This window comes from Paenarthrobacter sp. NPDC090522 (genome assembly GCF_044769225.1).
Taxonomy (GTDB): Bacteria; Actinomycetota; Actinomycetes; order Actinomycetales; family Micrococcaceae; genus Arthrobacter.
The window spans coordinates 176,821-191,842 of sequence record NZ_JBIVXL010000005.1 but is presented as its reverse complement, the minus strand read 5'-3'; the positions used below and the strand labels follow the sequence as shown (position 1 = coordinate 191,842).

Here is a 15,022-nt window from a genome sequence, read left to right as displayed (position 1 = left end):
CTTACAAGGGTGTCAGCCGCTGTCGAAGCGCTGACACCCTTGTCTTATGTGCCAGAGCCCAAGGCGCGCCTTCTCGGAATTCCCGAGCAGCGCTATGGCTTCTGCATGCAGCAAAAGATCCTTGTCGCTCAAAATTAGACGGCTCTTCGCGGTTCGTGGAGGATGCTCTGCCGCGATAAAGATGTTCATGCCGCCAGGTTGCAGCGGATCTGGCTCCCAACCCATCATCGGAAGTCCCCAAGATGACCCGGGGTAGGGCAGCACTAGTTTGATTGATGAGCCGCTATCTCGGGGGCTAATGGATCCAGACATTTCGTTGCTTGAGGTGCACAAGCATATGTACTTCCTGCAGGTTGCAGGTGAACCGCTCCGTTTGCGCTTCGCAAAAGCTCCATATGGACCCTATGCAGAAAACTTACTGCACGTTCTTAAAGCGGTTGAGGGTCACTGCATCAGCGGATGTAAGAACGATGGCAAAAGCCCACTGCCCCACTTCAACTTATCTCCGGCGCTCACGAGGCAGCTTCCGAGGTTCTCGCGGAGCAGCCGACCACCGGTTCAAAACTGCACTAGAGTGGAAAAGCTAATCGAAAGATTCGAGTCCCCCTTCGGGCTGAAACTCCTAGCGACAACCCACTGGGTCGCCCCAAGAGGTACGGTCTCGCGACCCGCGGAAGATCACAGCCTTGGTTCACTCGTGGAACACCCGGAAGAAGGCGTTCAGCGAAGGGCAAATCACAGCCGCTCGAGCGACTAACACGTGATGAATGAATTGCATCCTACCTAGACTACGACCGAAGCGGGCACCGACCGGTGCTCGCTTCAGTCATTCCGACAAGATATTCGGCGTACGGCGAAGAGCAGACCCAATGTTGATTCACTGAAAGTCGGGGCCTCGATAGCCGTCGCGTCACAGCGCCCGCGGTTTAAGCCAACAAAACGCGCGACCGGCAATCTGTGGAGTCTACAACGCCGACGTTCAGCAACTCCGGGCTGAAACGAAGGAACATGGGGACATGTTTGCGGCGTCAAGCGATCGCCTCCGCCATGTCTGGTGTACCAAACCCCCACCCCCCTTGACTCGCACCCCCACCTTCCCTAAACTTTTCATAAAGCAGAATCTAAATTCCACAAAGCGGAAACGGAAGCCAAACGCCAGGCTATGACGAAGCACAGAGGAAGATAGATCAAAGCCCCTCCTCGGAAGGACCTACGATGACGTACACAGTGAACTGCTCCATCCTCCTGACGGAGCTGCCCTTGCTCGAGCGCCCCGCAGCCGCGAAGGCAGCGGGTTTTGACGCCGTCGAGTTCTGGTGGCCCTTCGAAACCTCCGTCCCCACCGACGCACAAATCAACGAGTTCGAATCCGCCATCAAGGACGCCGGCGTTCAACTCACGGGCCTCAACTTCAACGCCGGCAACATGCCTGGCGGCGACCGCGGCCTGGTTTCCTGGCCCGCACGCTCCACCGAATTCCAGGACAACATCGACGTTGTCGCCGGCATCGGTGAGCGCCTCGGCTGCAAGGCCTTCAACGCCCTCTACGGCAACCGCATCGACGGCGAATCGCCCGAGAAGCAAGACGCCATCGGTGCCGAGAACCTCGCAACCGCAGCGGCCGGCGTCGCACGTATTGGCGGAACTGTCCTCCTCGAACCGGTGAGCGGCGCACCCAAGTACCCGCTCCTCACAGCTGAAGACGCACTCAAGGTCATCGCCCGCGTCAAGGCAGAATCCGGCGCACAAAACGTCAAGCTCCTCGCCGACTTCTACCACCTGGCAGTCAACGGCGACGACGTCGAATCCGTCATCGAGAACCACGCCAAGGACTTCGGCCACATCCAGATCGCCGACAACCCCGGCCGCGGCGCACCCGGCACCGGCAACCTCCCCCTCGGCGAGTGGATCGCCCGCAGCCGCGAACTCGGCTACGAAGGCTACATCGGCCTCGAGTACAAGGAACCGCAGGAGACGGCATTCAGCTGGGCCATCCGCCAGCGCGCCAACGCCAACTAAGCACCGCGAGCACAACTAAGTAGCAGCAGAGCACGTTTAGAAAGCTCAAAACGCGCACTAATGCGACCTAGTTGGGTAAGCACACCTGAGTTAGCGCGCTCGAGTTAAAACACACAGACTTCCGACACACACAGACTTCCCCAGAAAGAGAACCACTATGAGCAACGTTGCAGTCATCGGACTCGGAATCATGGGCCTGCCCATGGCCATCAACCTCGTCAAGGCCGGCCACACGGTCACCGGCTTCAACCGCAGCCAGGACAAGATCGACAAGCTCGTCTCCGAGGGCGGCCAGGGAGCCACCAGCATCGCGGACGCAGTCAAGGACGCCGACGTCGTCATCACCATGGTCCCGGACTCCCCCGATGTTGAAGGTGTCGTCACCGGCAAGGACGGCGTCTTCGCCAACGCCAAGCAGGGCACCTTGTGGATCGACGCTTCCAGCATCCGCCCGGACGTCGCCAAGCGCCTCTCCGAAGAAGCAGTCGAAGCCGGCATCCGCCCCCTCGACGCACCCGTCTCCGGCGGCGAACAGGGCGCCATCGACGCCGTCCTGTCCATCATGGTCGGCGGCGACGCTGCAGACTTCGAGGCAGCACAGGATGTCCTCAACGCCGTGGGCAAGACCATCGTCCACGTCGGCCCCTCCGGCTCCGGCCAGACCGTCAAGGCAGCCAACCAGCTGATCGTCGCGGTCAACATCCAGGTCCTCGGCGAGGCCATCGCCTTCCTCGAGGCCTACGGCGTCGACACCGACGCAGCACTGAAGGTCCTCGGCGGCGGCTTGGCTGGCTCCAAGGTCCTCGACCAGAAAGGTCAGAAGATGCTCGACCGCAACTTCGACCCCGGCTTCCGCCTCGCCCTCCACCACAAGGACCTGGGCATCGTCACCTCCGCAGCCCGCGAAGCCAACGTCGCCGTCCCGCTCGGCGCAGTCGTCGCCCAGCTCGTCGCCGCAACCGTCAACCAGGGCGACGGCGGACTCGACCACTCAGGCCTCTTCAAGCAGGTCCTCCAGCTCAGCGGCCGCAAGTAAGCCAAAAGGCACCAAGCAACACAAGCAGGGAACCCGCCGTCGTACATAAATACCGACGGCGGCTCCCTCACCACACCCTTTTTCCGCCCCCAACGCGGGGCGAACCCAAGATTTCAAGGAGTACACCATGGCTAAGATGCGCACCGTTGACGCGGCAGTCGCCATCCTGGAAAAGGAAGGCGCCACCGAGGCGTTCGGCCTGCCAGGCGCAGCAATCAACCCCTTCTACTCGGCAATGCGTGCCCACGGCGGCATCCGCCACACGCTGGCCCGCCACGTTGAAGGCGCCAGCCACATGGCCGACGGCTACAGCCGCGCAGCTGATGGCAACATCGGCATCTGCATCGGCACCTCGGGCCCTGCCGGCACCGACATGATCACGGGTCTGTACGCAGCCCAGGCCGACTCGATCCCCATGCTCTGCATCACCGGCCAGGCACCCGTTGCCAAGCTGCACAAAGAAGACTTCCAGGCTGTGGACATCGAGTCCATCGCCAAGCCAGTCACCAAGTTCGCCATGACCATCCTGGAACCGGGCCAGGTTCCGGGTGCCTTCCAGAAAGCCTTCCAGGTGATGCGTTCGGGTCGTCCGGGCCCGGTTCTGCTGGACCTGCCCATCGACGTTCAGATGGCCGAGATCGAGTTCGACATCGACGCCTACGAGCCCCTGCCCGTGGAGAAGCCCAAGGCTTCCCGCAAGCAGTTGGAAAAGGCCCTGGACATGCTGACCGCAGCCCAGCACCCGCTGATCGTTGCCGGTGGCGGCATCATCAACGCCGGCGCTTCGGCACAGCTGGTTGAATTGGCCGAGATCCTGAACGTTCCGGTCATCCCCACACTGATGGGCTGGGGCGCCATCCCGGACGACCACCAGCTGATGGCCGGCATGGTTGGCCTGCAGACCTCGCACCGCTACGGCAACGAGACGTTCCTGCAGAGCGACTTCGTGATCGGCATCGGCAACCGTTGGGCCAACCGCCACACCGGCGGCCTGGAAACCTACACGGCCGGCCGCAAGTTCGTGCACATCGACATCGAGCCGACGCAGATCGGCCGCGTTTTCTCGCCGGACTTGGGCATTGCGTCCGACGCCGGTGCGGCGCTGGACGGTCTGCTGGAGCTGGCCCGCGAACGCCAGGCAGCAAAGACCCTGCCGGACTACTCGGGCTGGGTTGCCGAGTGCCAGGAGCGCAAGGGCTCCCTGCACCGCAAGACCAACTTCGACAACGTGCCCATCAAGCCGCAGCGCGTGTACCAGGAGATGAACAAGGCTTTCGGCCGCGACACCACCTACGTGTCCACCATCGGTCTGTCGCAGATCGCCGGCGCGCAGATGCTGCACGTGTTCGGTGCCCGCAAGTGGATCAACGCAGGCCAGGCCGGCCCGCTGGGCTGGACCGCTCCGGCAGCACTCGGCGTGGTTCGTGGCACCCCGGACGCCACCGTTGTGGCCCTGTCCGGTGACTACGATTTCCAGTTCATGATCGAAGAACTGGCCGTGGGCGCACAGTTCAACCTGCCGTACATCCACGTTGTGGTGAACAACAGCTACCTGGGCCTGATCCGTCAGAGCCAGCGCGGCTTCAACATGGAGCAGAACGTTTCCCTGGCCTTCGAGAACATCAATTCCCCGGAGACCAACGGCTACGGCGTTGACCACATCAAGGTGGCCGAGGGCTTGGGCTGCAAGGCCATCCGCGTTGAGAACCCGAACGACATGCCTGCCGCATTCGACAAGGCCAAGGCACTCATGGGCGAGTTCAAGGTTCCCGTGGTTGTTGAAGTGATCCTGGAAAAGATCACCAACATCTCCATGGGCGTTGAGATCAACGGCGTGAACGAGTTCGAAGAGCTGGCCGAAACGGCTGCGGACGCCCCCACGGCGATCCTCGCCAAGGCCTAACAGCCGCAAACGGCTGAAAAGAAACAGTAAAGGAGGCACCGGAATGCGTGTGGTCATCGCCCCGGACAAATTCAAGGGCTCGCTGTCCGCGCCCGAGGTCGCCGAGCACCTGGCAACAGGGCTGCTCGCCGGCTTCGGCAGCAGCGGCATCGAGACAACACGCATTCCGGTGGCCGACGGCGGCGAAGGAACCATCGACGCCGCCATCGGCTCCGGCTTCACCCGCCGGACCACCACGGTCACCGGCCCGCTCGGCCAAGCTGTCAAAGCGGATTTCGCAGTCAAAAGCACAGAAGCCGTGATCGAGATGGCAGCCGCTTCCGGTTTGGCCCTCCTCCCGGAAGGCCCCACGAGCGAAACCGCGAAGACGGCCACCAGCATCGGCACGGGCGAACTCATCCGCGCCGCCCTGGACCTCGGCTGCCGCAAGATCATCCTTGGCGTTGGAGGCAGCGCCAACACCGACGCCGGAGCCGGAGTCCTGCAGGGCCTCGGTGCCGTCTTCCTCGATGGGAACGGCAACGAGCTCCCCGGCGGCGGTGCCGCCCTCGCCCAGCTGAAGACCATCGACTTCGCCAACTTCGACGTCCGGATCGAGGCAACAGAAATCGTGTTGGCGTCCGACGTCGACAATCCCCTTTTGGGGGCCAGCGGAGCCCCAGCCATCTTCGGTCCGCAAAAAGGCGCGACGCCGGACGACGTCGCCGAACTGGACAGGGCACTACAAAACTTCGTCGACGTCCTCGCAGCAACCACCGGACCCGACGCCAAATATGCAGCCAAGGCACCGGGCGCTGGAGCAGCAGGCGGCGTTGGTTACATTGCCATAGCGGCCCTGAAGGCAGAGCGGCGGCCGGGTATCGACGTCGTTCTTGAATTCACCGAACTCGAGCAAAAACTGAAGGGCGCCGACCTGGTGATCACCGGCGAAGGCAGCCTGGACGAACAGAGCCTCCTGGGTAAGACGCCGATGGGCGTCAGCCGGGCGGCAGCAAAAGCCGGGGTACCCGTGATCGCAGTGTGCGGCCGGAGTACCCTGAGCCGGGAACAACTCACGGATGCCGGATTCCATACGGTCCACGCTTTGACCGACCTGGAAGACGATGTCCAGAAATGTATCGCTGAAGCAGGTCCGTTGCTTGAACAATTAGGAAAGCACATAGGCGTGTACCTGGCAGAACGGACCGAAAACAAGGAGTACCTCAATGTCTGAAGCATTCGGCGCCTATGACCTCGTTATCCGGGGCCAGCGCATCCTCACCACGGCCGGCATCGCACCCCGCGAGGTTGGCATCCGCGACGGCGTCATCGTCGCCATTGAGCCCTTGGGCAACGGCCTGACGGGTACCGAGGTCATCCACCTCGCCGACGACGAGACCCTGATCCCCGGCCTGGTGGACACCCACGTCCACGTCAACGAGCCCGGCCGCACCGAATGGGAAGGCTTCGCATCGGCCACCCGTGCAGCCGCGGCCGGCGGTGTCACCACCATCATCGACATGCCGCTCAACAGCATCCCGCCCACCACCAGCGTGGACGGCCTGGAGCAGAAGCGCGTGGTCGCCAAGGACCAGGCGTTCGTTGACGTCGGATTCTGGGGCGGTGCCATCCCCGGCAACAAGTCCGACCTCCGCCCGCTCCACGACGAGGGCGTCTTCGGCTTCAAGTGCTTCCTCCTGCACTCCGGCGTAGACGAGTTCCCGCACCTGGACGCGGACGAGATGGAAGAGGACATGAAGGAACTCAAGTCCTTCGACTCCCTCATGATCGTCCACGCCGAGGACTCCCACGCGATCGACCGCGCCCCGCACCCCGGCGGCGACCACTACGAGACCTTCCTCGCCTCCCGCCCGCGCGGCGCCGAGAACAAGGCCATCGCCGAGGTCATCGAACGCGCCCGCTGGACCGGCGCCCGCGCCCACATCCTGCACCTCTCCTCCTCCGACGCGCTGCCCATGATCGCTTCGGCAAAGCGCGACGGCGTCAACCTCACCGTTGAGACGTGCCCGCACTACCTGACGCTCATGGCCGAAGAAATCCCCGACGGAGCCACGGCCTACAAGTGCTGCCCGCCCATCCGCGAGGCCTCCAACCGCGAGCTCCTGTGGAAGGGCCTGCAGGACGGCACCATCGACTGCATCGTCTCGGACCACTCCCCCTCCACCCTTGACCTCAAGGACCTGGAGAACGGCGACTTCGCTGTTGCCTGGGGCGGCGTTTCCTCCCTCCAGCTGGGCCTGTCCCTGATCTGGACCGAAGCGCGGCACCGCGGCATCTCCCTGGAGCAGGTTGTTGCCTGGATGTCGGAGAAGCCCGCCGCCCTGGCCCGGCTGCACAACAAGGGCCAGTTGGCTCTTGGCTACGACGCCGACTTCTCGATCTTCGCCCACGACGACGCCTACGTGGTGGACGTCAAGAAGCTCAAGCACAAGAACCCGATCACCCCCTACGACGGCCGCCCGCTTTCCGGCGTCGTCCGCAAGACCTACCTGCGGGGCTCGGAAATCGACTTCCAGAACCCCGGCGGCAAGCTGATCCGCCGCGGTAACGTTTAGGACCCACCGCCATGGCAGTCAATGCCTACGGTCCACCGCCGGCACGGTTCCCGGGACGCCAAGCACGTCCCGGGGCCGCGCGGCGGCAGGGCCCCACACCACAGGGACTCACCTCCCCGGCTCTCACCGCCCACGGTCTGGCCCTTTGGGTCAACCCGGCCGAGGGCGATCCCGTAGACCCCGAAATCTGGGAACGGGCCGCACGCCTTGTGCTGGCCCGGGCCATGAAACTTGCTCCGGAGGCGGAAGTCCGCATCTGGCCCGCCCCCGGAGCAGAGCACTCCGGCGTCGGCGACACTTCCTGGGGCGGCACTCCGCAGGAAACCGCCGACGCCGGTAACCACCTTTCCAGATCACGTTCCGTTTCGCTCGCGGACGCCCTCGCAGACGATTCCGAAGCAAGCGAAGCCAGCGGCAGCACCGGCGTCGAGCCCGTAACGTTGGCGGCCCGCCGCAGCCAGCTTGCAATCGACCTCGCCGCTGAAGTAGTCCTGCTGGACGGTGAGCCGGTTGCCTTTACCGGCATGGAATACAAGCTGTTGCGCTACCTCGTGGTGAACTGCTCCCGGGCCATTGGACGTGAAGAATTGCAACGCTTCCTGGAGTCATTTGACCTCCCGGGCGCGGCTTTCCGCTCGATCGACGTTTATGTTGGAAGAGTGCGGCGCAAGCTTGGCAATGCCCGTTACACCGTCTCCACCGTCCGTGGTGGTGGCTACCAGTTCGTGCCCGGCCCTTATGCCACGGTGCGCGGACCCGCGGAATACAGCATCTGATTTTGCTGTTCTACATCTCGATTCCGCTTTTTTGTATGACCAAACGCCGGTGCACACCGGTTGAACGTAAAGGATCGCCATGACCCAGAAACTCCTCGTCGGAACGCAAGCACCTGATTTCGCGCTTCTCGACGCCGACGGCACCAAGGTCTCGCTGTCCGACTACCGCGGACGCAACGTGATTGTGTACTTCTACCCGCAGGCCGCCACCCCCGGCTGCACCACGGAGGCCTGCGACTTCCGTGACAACCTGGCCTCCCTCCAGGGAAAGGGCTACGAAGTCCTGGGCATCTCCCCGGACGCTCCCGAGGCACTGGCTTCCTTCACTGGCGACTTCGCCCTGACGTTCCCGCTGCTCTCGGACGAGGACCACGCTGTGGCCCTTGCCTACGGTGCCTGGGGCGAGAAGCTGGTCAACGGAGAGATCGTCGAGGGCCTGGTCCGCTCCACCGTCGTCCTGGACGGCGAAGGCAAGGTCAAGCTCACCCAGTACCAGGTCAGCGCCCAGGGCCACGTCCAGGCTCTCCGCGAAGAACTCGGCGTCTAACCCTCTCTCACGGAACCGCCCTCCCTGGGGAACCCTCTCTCACCGAACCGCCCTTTCTGGGGAACCCTCTCTCACCGAACCGCCCTCCCTGGGGATCCCTCTCTCACCGAACCCCCCGTTTCGGGGGAACCCTCTCTCACCGAAAGGGCCATTTGGGAGATCCCTCTCTCACCTAACTGAACAACATTTGTAACGCCCGCTCGCGCAATGTGAGCGGGCGTTCATGTTGGTTGACTAAACATGACAAAACCCCTTGGACATTAGTTAATGGAGCCATGGTCTCAACCTCGCCCCAACGCCATGCCGTAGTCGTCGAAGATGACGAAGACATCCGTGGCCTCCTCGTGGTGGTCCTCGAACAACTCGACTTCATCGTTACCGAAGCCCCGGACGGATTGACCGGCGTCGAGGCCGTGAAAAACACCAACGCCGAGCTGATCACGCTGGACATCAACCTCCCGGATATCGACGGCATGGAAGTGTGCCGCAGGGTCCGTGAATTCTCCGATGCCTACGTCCTGATGCTCACCGCCCGCGCCGACGAACTGGACCGCCTCACAGGCCTGGACACCGGCGCCGACGACTACCTCACCAAGCCCTTCAGCCCCAAGGAACTCCAGGCCCGCATCAGGGCCCTTTTCCGCCGCGCACGCACGCCCGCCCAGCCTACGGAAGACCCGCGCCAAAGCGACGAACTCGCGCGCGCCGCCGTCGTACAAAAGAGCCTCCTGCCGCAAGAGAAGGTGCGGCTGGACGATTACGACATCGCCGGGTCCTTCCGCCCGTCGCGCAGCGTGGGTGGGGACTTCTACGACTGGTACCAAACCGCCGACGGCATGCATCTCACGTTCGCCGACGCCATGGGGAAGGGCATGGGCGCTGCGCTCATCGCCGCTACGGTACGGGCAGTGATGCGCTCCGTGGCCGACACCCCAGCGATCGACGCGGCTTTCGCCTCCGCGGGGGCCACCATCGCCTCGGACCTGGACCAGTCGGGCTCGTTCGTGACCATGTTCCACGCGCGGCTGGACAGCGCTTCCGGTCGCCTCAGCTATATCGACGCCGGTCATGGGCTTGGGCTGCACATCCCCGCCGAGGGTGCCGCCCGCCGGCTGGTTTCAGCGGGTCCGCCCGTGGGAATCCTCGAAGACGAGGTCTGGCCCGCAGCCCAACTCACCCTGGAGCCAGGCGACTCGCTGGTGATCGTCAGCGACGGAATCCTGGACGCCCACGCTTCGCTGGAGGACTTCATCCGGAACGTGGAGAAGTCAGCCCGCAACGCGGGAAGCTCGGAGGAAATCTGTGCCGCCCTTCTGGAACTGGCACCGGCCGCCACGGCGGAAGACGACGTGACCGCCGTCGTGGTTCGACGGAAACCAACCGGTCAGTAAGCCACCAAAGGGGGATCGTGACTCGTTTCTGGACTCGTTTGGTCGTTGTCCTCACCGTTATCCTCGGCGTGAACTACGTCGCTTGGCGGTGGCTGGCCTCGCTGAACTGGGAGGCATGGTGGATCGCCGTTCCGCTGGTCATCGCCGAGACGTACAGCCTCATTGACGTGATGCTGTTCGGGTTGACGGTGTGGAACCTCAAGATCCGCAAGCCACCACCCCCTGCCCCGGCTGATGCCACCGTGGACGTCTTCATCACCACGTACAACGAGCCGTTCGACCTGGTGATGACCACGGCATTGGCGGCCAAGGAGATCCGCTGGCCGAACAGCACCTGGATTCTCGACGACGGCAACCGGCCAGAGATGCGCGAGCTCGCCGAAGCCAGCGGGATCGGTTACGTCACGCGCACCGCGGACTGGACACCGGACATGCCGCGCCACGCCAAAGCCGGGAACCTGAACAACGCGCTCATGCTCACCTCGGGCGAGTACCTGCTGATTCTCGACGCCGACCAGATCCCCGAGCCGGACATCCTGGACAAGACACTGGGGTACTTCAACGACGATCGCGTTGCCTTGGTCCAGACACCCCAGTACTTCATTAACGTCCCCGCGGACGATCCGCTGGGCAGCCAGGCTCCCCTGTTCTACGGACCCATCCAGCAAGGCAAGGACGGCTGGAACGCCGCGTTCTTCTGCGGCTCCAACGCCATCCTGCGCCGCGAAGCCCTCATGCAACTGGGCCTGGTGGGCTACGTGAAAGCCACGGAGCAAAGCATCAAGCGTGCCCTCGCGGCCTCCAAGCAGGCCATCAAGAAGGCCCGCCGCTCCCCCGAGGCCGGGAACCCGCTGGTGGAGCAGATGCTGAACGAGGTGGAGGCCGCAACCAACACCGCCCAACAGGAACTCGAAGCCCGCGTATCCCTCAGCGAGATCACGTACCGCGTGCGCCGCAAGGTGGATGAGGCCGTTCGGACGCTCGTGGCCGCGGACTTCTCCGCGCTGCAGGCCGACCTTGAGGAAATCGCCGCGATGGAACTCGCGCACGTCGGCGAAGGCGGCGTGAACACCGTGGCGAGTGACGCCGTCGACCGTATGTCCGGGCGCGACTGGTCACCGCTGGGTGCGCTGGAATCCGTCCACGCGGTCCTCGACGCCATCTCCGTTGAACGCACCGACGAAGCACAGCCCATCATGCCGCTGGCCACCATCTCCGTCACGGAAGACATGGCCACCGCAATGCGCCTGCATGGACTGGGCTGGAAGAGCGTGTACCACCACGAGATCTTCGCCAACGGGCTGGCCCCCGAAGACCTCAAGACCATGCTCACCCAGCGACTGCGTTGGGCCCAGGGCACCATGCAGGTCCTCCTCCGGGAAAACCCGCTGGTGCAACGCAACCTCACATGGGGCCAGCGGCTCATGTACTTCTCAACCATGTGGAGCTACCTGAGCGGTTTCGCAGCCGTGGTCTACTTCGCCGCGCCCATCATCTACCTGACACTCGGCATCCTGCCTGTAAGCAGCCTCAGCTTCGACTTCTTCGTCCGCTTCATCCCGTTCATGGTGGTGAACCAACTGCTCTTCCTGGTGGCCGGGCACGGAATCCCCACCTGGCGCGGCCAGCAGTACAGCCTCGCGCTGTTTCCCACCTGGATCAAGTCATGTACGACGGCGGCACGCAACGTCTGGTTCGGGCGTCCCCTTGGGTTTGCGGTCACCCCCAAGGCACGCCAGAGCGGCGGACCGAGTTGGAGCCTCATCCGGCCGCAAATCATTGTGGCCGTGCTGCTGGCAGTGGCGCTGGTGGTTGGCGTTGCCCGGCTCCTGACCGGACTCTCGGAGCCGCTGGGAACACTGGTCAACGTGGCCTGGGTGGCCTTCGACCTGGTGGTCCTGAGCGTGCTGGTGAAGGCAGTTTTGTACAAGGGATTCGTCCCCGAAGATGTTGGGTCCGTTGGGCCCGGAAGCCCCGAGGAGAGGAATGGCGATGCAGTTCAGCTATGAGGTCAAAAACAACTACGCGGAAGTGAAGGGTGTTGGCCGCCTGAACATGGTGGCCGCGCCGAAGCTCCGCGAAGTGGTCAACGAGGTTGTCGCAGCTGGATCAAGCCGTGTGGTGGTCAACCTGGCGGAGACCGATTTCATGGATTCGTCGGGCCTCGGAGCCTTGATCGGTTGCCTCAAGGCCGCACGCCAGGCCGGCGGGGACCTGCGCATCGCCGCCGTCCAGCCCCAGGTGAAGATGGTGCTGGAGCTGACCAACATGGACCGGGTCCTCACTGCCTACCCCACCGCCGAGGAAGCGTTCGGCGATGAGTGACGTCATTGCCCGCCGGGGGTACCACGGTCCGTCCAACGACGAAGCAATCGAAGCCATCCATAACGAACTCGATGCCCTGTGGGACGATGCGTCCTTCGTGCCGGACATGGACCGGATGACGTTCGCTACCGCCGTGATCGAATCGGCTGCGAACATCGTGCAACACGCCAAGCCCGTGGCCGAGGAGCCCGTGGAAATCGACGTGGAGATCGGCGTGTGGCCGGCCCGGCTGGTTGCCCGGGTCAGCGCCCATCATGCCCGGGAGCCGTTCGCCGACGACATGCAGGCCTCCATGCCGGATTCGGAGGCGGAATCGGGACGTGGGCTCGCGCTCATCGAGGCCCTGGTGACCACGGTGACGTTCGAACGCCAGGACGGCACCAACACCTGGATCCTGACCCGCAACACCTGACCCCCTCCACCAACCCTCTGTCACCGAATCGCCCCCTTCCCACCAACCCTCTCTCACCGAATCGCCCCCTTCCCACCAACCCTCTCTCACCGAATCGCCCCCTTCCCACCAACCCTCTCTCACCGAATCGCCCCTTCCCGCCAACCCTCTCTCACCCGGGTGCGTGGGCCTTTCTCCCCATGGCGACGCGTACGGCGGGTATGAAAGCATGCGGTGATGGCCGCCGTCGTGCCTTAATCCGAACTGGGGAAACCATGCGCCGCACTTCACCGGGAGCGTTGTTCCTGACCGTCGTCCTGACTAGCGTCACGTTGGCCGGGTGCACGGCGGCCACGGACGGACCCACCCGCACACCGAGCAGCGCCCCGCCCATCACGGCGGGCCCCGAGCCGGTTGACCAGAGCCTGGCAAAGTATGATTCCCTGCGAGCTGACCTGATTGCGGCATTTGAGGAGAAACTGCCCGGCATCACTTGGAGCGTGGACAAAGGAGCCAGTTTGGCGAAGTCCACGGATGGTCGCTGCATCCTCCAAACTGCCAGCATGAAGAGCAGCGCGGACATCGTCGAAGCGTCCAACAACTTCGAGGATGTTTTCGCCGCAGGCGACCCCGTCCTGGCCCAGCACGGCTTCCCGGCTTTCGGCGGAACGGACGATGTACCGGGTGGCTGGGTAGTCGCCCGTAGTACAAACGGATCCGGGTCCACTGTGACCATCGAGTCGAAGAGCCCAGCCTACCTCTCGGTCACTGCGCCGGTGGACTCGCCGAACTGCGATTCCGCGGAGATTCCCGCAGGCTGACAGGGAACGTCTAAGCATCGCCTCGGCACTGAGGGGGGATAGGGTGACCCTGGCGACAGCTAAGCAGGGCATGCAGCCGTGGTTCGATGGCGTCAAAGTAGGCGTGGTCAAGATCGGCCTATCGGAGGGCGCACCCGCCATCCAGGTGTGGATCCGCACGACCGGTCACGCCCGGAAACAGGCTTTCCGCGAAGGCCAGTGGGTGGTCCTACCCCTACCGGGTGCGGGAATCCTGCGGATTAAATCATCAACCCCACCGCCCTGAACACGCCTGCGGTCGCGGTTTTAGCGTACGACGGCGGTCAGCGCAGCCATTGACGGTCGGCACCTTCAGGGTCTTTCCGTAAGACAGAACTACGATTGTGCACGTATTGCTTTGAGCAAGTCGGCGGCCAGAATCGACACTGACATGGACACGAGTTCTGGATCCCCAAATCCTTCTTCAGCACGGCCCGCCATCAGGGACCCAATGGCCTCCGGACCCGGAGCAAAAACCATCTGAAGGTACTCGATGGCCTCCCTGGTAGCCTCCACGCTGACGGAGTCTGCCAGGAGCCGATTAAAACCGTCGGCCAGGTCGCCAGTGTCAATGGCACGAAGGATGCGGTATGCGTCGTGGGCGTCCTTGTCCAGCAGGCGGTGCGGGGTGTCGATCCGCTCAGCAATCTTGTGCAGCTTCGCTACAAGGAGAGCGGCCGCACTTGCCACCTTTACTTTTGCGACACGACTATCTTCGGCAGCAAGCGCTGGGACATCGAGAAAACCATGGTCCACAAGCGCCGCCTCGAGTCCACGGGCTCGACGAGTCGCGCGCCTGTCATGTGGAGGTATCCTGGCACCGCGTGTGCCTGCTCCTGCAAAACTTTCCGGAACCATAAGGTCAACGGGAATGCCGTCCAGGCTTATCCAGGCACCCGGTTGACCAGTCGCCGACGGTACAAAACCTGCGAGCCTCATGGCATTTTCGAGAAGTGGATCGTCCCCGAGCAGCCGGGGGTCAACTGCAACGTCGCTGTCCTTCGTAGCTTCCGCCAAAGCTACATCAATGCCTCCAGTCCTCAGATAAACGGCCTGGGCACCGATAACGATGACCGCATCACTGTGCTCATGCAGCGCCTCGAGCGCATCCAAAAGCACCGAACGAGCGCGGATCAGCAAATCTTCGCCGCTACCTCCAGAACTGTTCATTGCGCACCATCCAATCAATGAGCTCTTCCGCCTCTGAGGGAGCCCGCCCTGGCCCTGTAATGAGGTCAAC

The 15,022-nt window shown here is 63.4% G+C and carries 13 protein-coding genes and 1 pseudogene; 12 read left to right on the top strand and 2 right to left on the bottom strand.

Features of this window, described 5'->3' with window-relative positions; all coding sequences use genetic code 11:
• Positions 1-12: 12 nt before the first annotated feature.
• Complete coding sequence (locus ACIQT2_RS08220; RefSeq protein WP_402945349.1) at positions 13-189, bottom strand: hypothetical protein; 177 nt, start codon at positions 187-189, stop codon at positions 13-15.
• Positions 190-1,215: 1,026 nt separating this feature from the next.
• On the opposite strand from ACIQT2_RS08220, the gene ACIQT2_RS08215 reads away from it, so the two are divergent.
• From ACIQT2_RS08215 to ACIQT2_RS08160, 12 genes and pseudogenes are all read left to right on the top strand, one after another.
• Positions 1,216-2,019: a hydroxypyruvate isomerase family protein gene (locus ACIQT2_RS08215; RefSeq protein WP_402945347.1), complete on the top strand. Its 804-nt coding sequence runs from the start codon at positions 1,216-1,218 to the stop codon at positions 2,017-2,019.
• A 112-nt stretch (positions 2,020-2,131) separates the two neighbouring features.
• Positions 2,132-3,055: pseudogene (locus ACIQT2_RS08210) on the top strand (2-hydroxy-3-oxopropionate reductase); the annotation flags it as partial.
• Positions 3,056-3,182: 127 nt separating this feature from the next.
• A complete protein-coding gene (gene gcl / locus ACIQT2_RS08205; protein ID WP_397323476.1) occupies positions 3,183-4,958 on the top strand; it encodes a glyoxylate carboligase in 1,776 nt (591 codons plus the stop codon).
• A 43-nt stretch (positions 4,959-5,001) separates the two neighbouring features.
• Entirely contained in the window at positions 5,002-6,171 is a 1,170-nt protein-coding gene (locus ACIQT2_RS08200; protein WP_402945344.1) for a glycerate kinase, read from the top strand.
• Complete coding sequence (gene allB / locus ACIQT2_RS08195) at positions 6,164-7,513, top strand: allantoinase AllB (RefSeq protein ID WP_397323480.1); 1,350 nt, start codon at positions 6,164-6,166, stop codon at positions 7,511-7,513. The genes ACIQT2_RS08200 and allB overlap by 8 nt, the downstream gene beginning before the upstream one ends.
• An 11-nt stretch (positions 7,514-7,524) precedes the next feature.
• Positions 7,525-8,289 carry a winged helix-turn-helix domain-containing protein gene (locus ACIQT2_RS08190; RefSeq protein ID WP_402945341.1) on the top strand — a complete coding sequence of 255 codons (765 nt, stop codon included), beginning with the start codon at positions 7,525-7,527 and terminating at the stop codon, positions 8,287-8,289.
• Positions 8,290-8,368: 79 nt separating this feature from the next.
• On the top strand, positions 8,369-8,836 hold the full coding sequence (gene bcp / locus ACIQT2_RS08185; RefSeq protein WP_400336494.1) for a thioredoxin-dependent thiol peroxidase: 468 nt from the start codon (positions 8,369-8,371) through the stop codon (positions 8,834-8,836).
• 275 nt (positions 8,837-9,111) lie between these two features.
• Positions 9,112-10,227, top strand: coding sequence for a PP2C family protein-serine/threonine phosphatase (locus tag ACIQT2_RS08180; protein WP_402945337.1), 1,116 nt, complete (start codon positions 9,112-9,114; stop codon positions 10,225-10,227).
• A 17-nt stretch (positions 10,228-10,244) separates the two neighbouring features.
• Positions 10,245-12,236 carry a glycosyltransferase family 2 protein gene (locus ACIQT2_RS08175; RefSeq protein ID WP_402945335.1) on the top strand — a complete coding sequence of 664 codons (1,992 nt, stop codon included), beginning with the start codon at positions 10,245-10,247 and terminating at the stop codon, positions 12,234-12,236.
• Positions 12,220-12,552: an STAS domain-containing protein gene (locus ACIQT2_RS08170; RefSeq protein ID WP_400336502.1), complete on the top strand. Its 333-nt coding sequence runs from the start codon at positions 12,220-12,222 to the stop codon at positions 12,550-12,552. The genes ACIQT2_RS08175 and ACIQT2_RS08170 overlap by 17 nt, the downstream gene beginning before the upstream one ends.
• On the top strand, positions 12,545-12,964 hold the full coding sequence (locus ACIQT2_RS08165) for an ATP-binding protein (RefSeq protein ID WP_402945332.1): 420 nt from the start codon (positions 12,545-12,547) through the stop codon (positions 12,962-12,964). The genes ACIQT2_RS08170 and ACIQT2_RS08165 overlap by 8 nt, the downstream gene beginning before the upstream one ends.
• 254 nt (positions 12,965-13,218) lie before the next feature.
• A complete protein-coding gene (locus ACIQT2_RS08160) occupies positions 13,219-13,764 on the top strand; it encodes a hypothetical protein (RefSeq protein ID WP_402945329.1) in 546 nt (181 codons plus the stop codon).
• 354 nt (positions 13,765-14,118) lie between these two features.
• On the opposite strand, the gene ACIQT2_RS08155 is transcribed toward ACIQT2_RS08160, so the two are convergent.
• On the bottom strand, positions 14,119-14,952 hold the full coding sequence (locus ACIQT2_RS08155) for a hypothetical protein (RefSeq protein ID WP_402945327.1): 834 nt from the start codon (positions 14,950-14,952) through the stop codon (positions 14,119-14,121).
• Positions 14,953-15,022 lie beyond the last annotated feature (70 nt).

What these genes read in the sequence shown, in the direction of transcription:
- ACIQT2_RS08220 (WP_402945349.1), bottom strand. Translation starts at nt 189, where the DNA reads ATGAACATCTTTATCGCGGCAGAGCATCCTCCACGAACCGCGAAGAGC.
- ACIQT2_RS08215 (WP_402945347.1), top strand. Translation starts at nt 1,216, where the DNA reads ATGACGTACACAGTGAACTGCTCCATCCTCCTGACGGAGCTGCCCTTG.
- gcl (WP_397323476.1), top strand. Translation starts at nt 3,183, where the DNA reads ATGGCTAAGATGCGCACCGTTGACGCGGCAGTCGCCATCCTGGAAAAG.
- ACIQT2_RS08200 (WP_402945344.1), top strand. Translation starts at nt 5,002, where the DNA reads ATGCGTGTGGTCATCGCCCCGGACAAATTCAAGGGCTCGCTGTCCGCG.
- allB (WP_397323480.1), top strand. Translation starts at nt 6,164, where the DNA reads ATGTCTGAAGCATTCGGCGCCTATGACCTCGTTATCCGGGGCCAGCGC.
- ACIQT2_RS08190 (WP_402945341.1), top strand. Translation starts at nt 7,525, where the DNA reads ATGGCAGTCAATGCCTACGGTCCACCGCCGGCACGGTTCCCGGGACGC.
- bcp (WP_400336494.1), top strand. Translation starts at nt 8,369, where the DNA reads ATGACCCAGAAACTCCTCGTCGGAACGCAAGCACCTGATTTCGCGCTT.
- ACIQT2_RS08180 (WP_402945337.1), top strand. Translation starts at nt 9,112, where the DNA reads ATGGTCTCAACCTCGCCCCAACGCCATGCCGTAGTCGTCGAAGATGAC.
- ACIQT2_RS08170 (WP_400336502.1), top strand. Translation starts at nt 12,220, where the DNA reads ATGCAGTTCAGCTATGAGGTCAAAAACAACTACGCGGAAGTGAAGGGT.
- ACIQT2_RS08165 (WP_402945332.1), top strand. Translation starts at nt 12,545, where the DNA reads ATGAGTGACGTCATTGCCCGCCGGGGGTACCACGGTCCGTCCAACGAC.
- ACIQT2_RS08160 (WP_402945329.1), top strand. Translation starts at nt 13,219, where the DNA reads ATGCGCCGCACTTCACCGGGAGCGTTGTTCCTGACCGTCGTCCTGACT.
- ACIQT2_RS08155 (WP_402945327.1), bottom strand. Translation starts at nt 14,952, where the DNA reads ATGAACAGTTCTGGAGGTAGCGGCGAAGATTTGCTGATCCGCGCTCGT.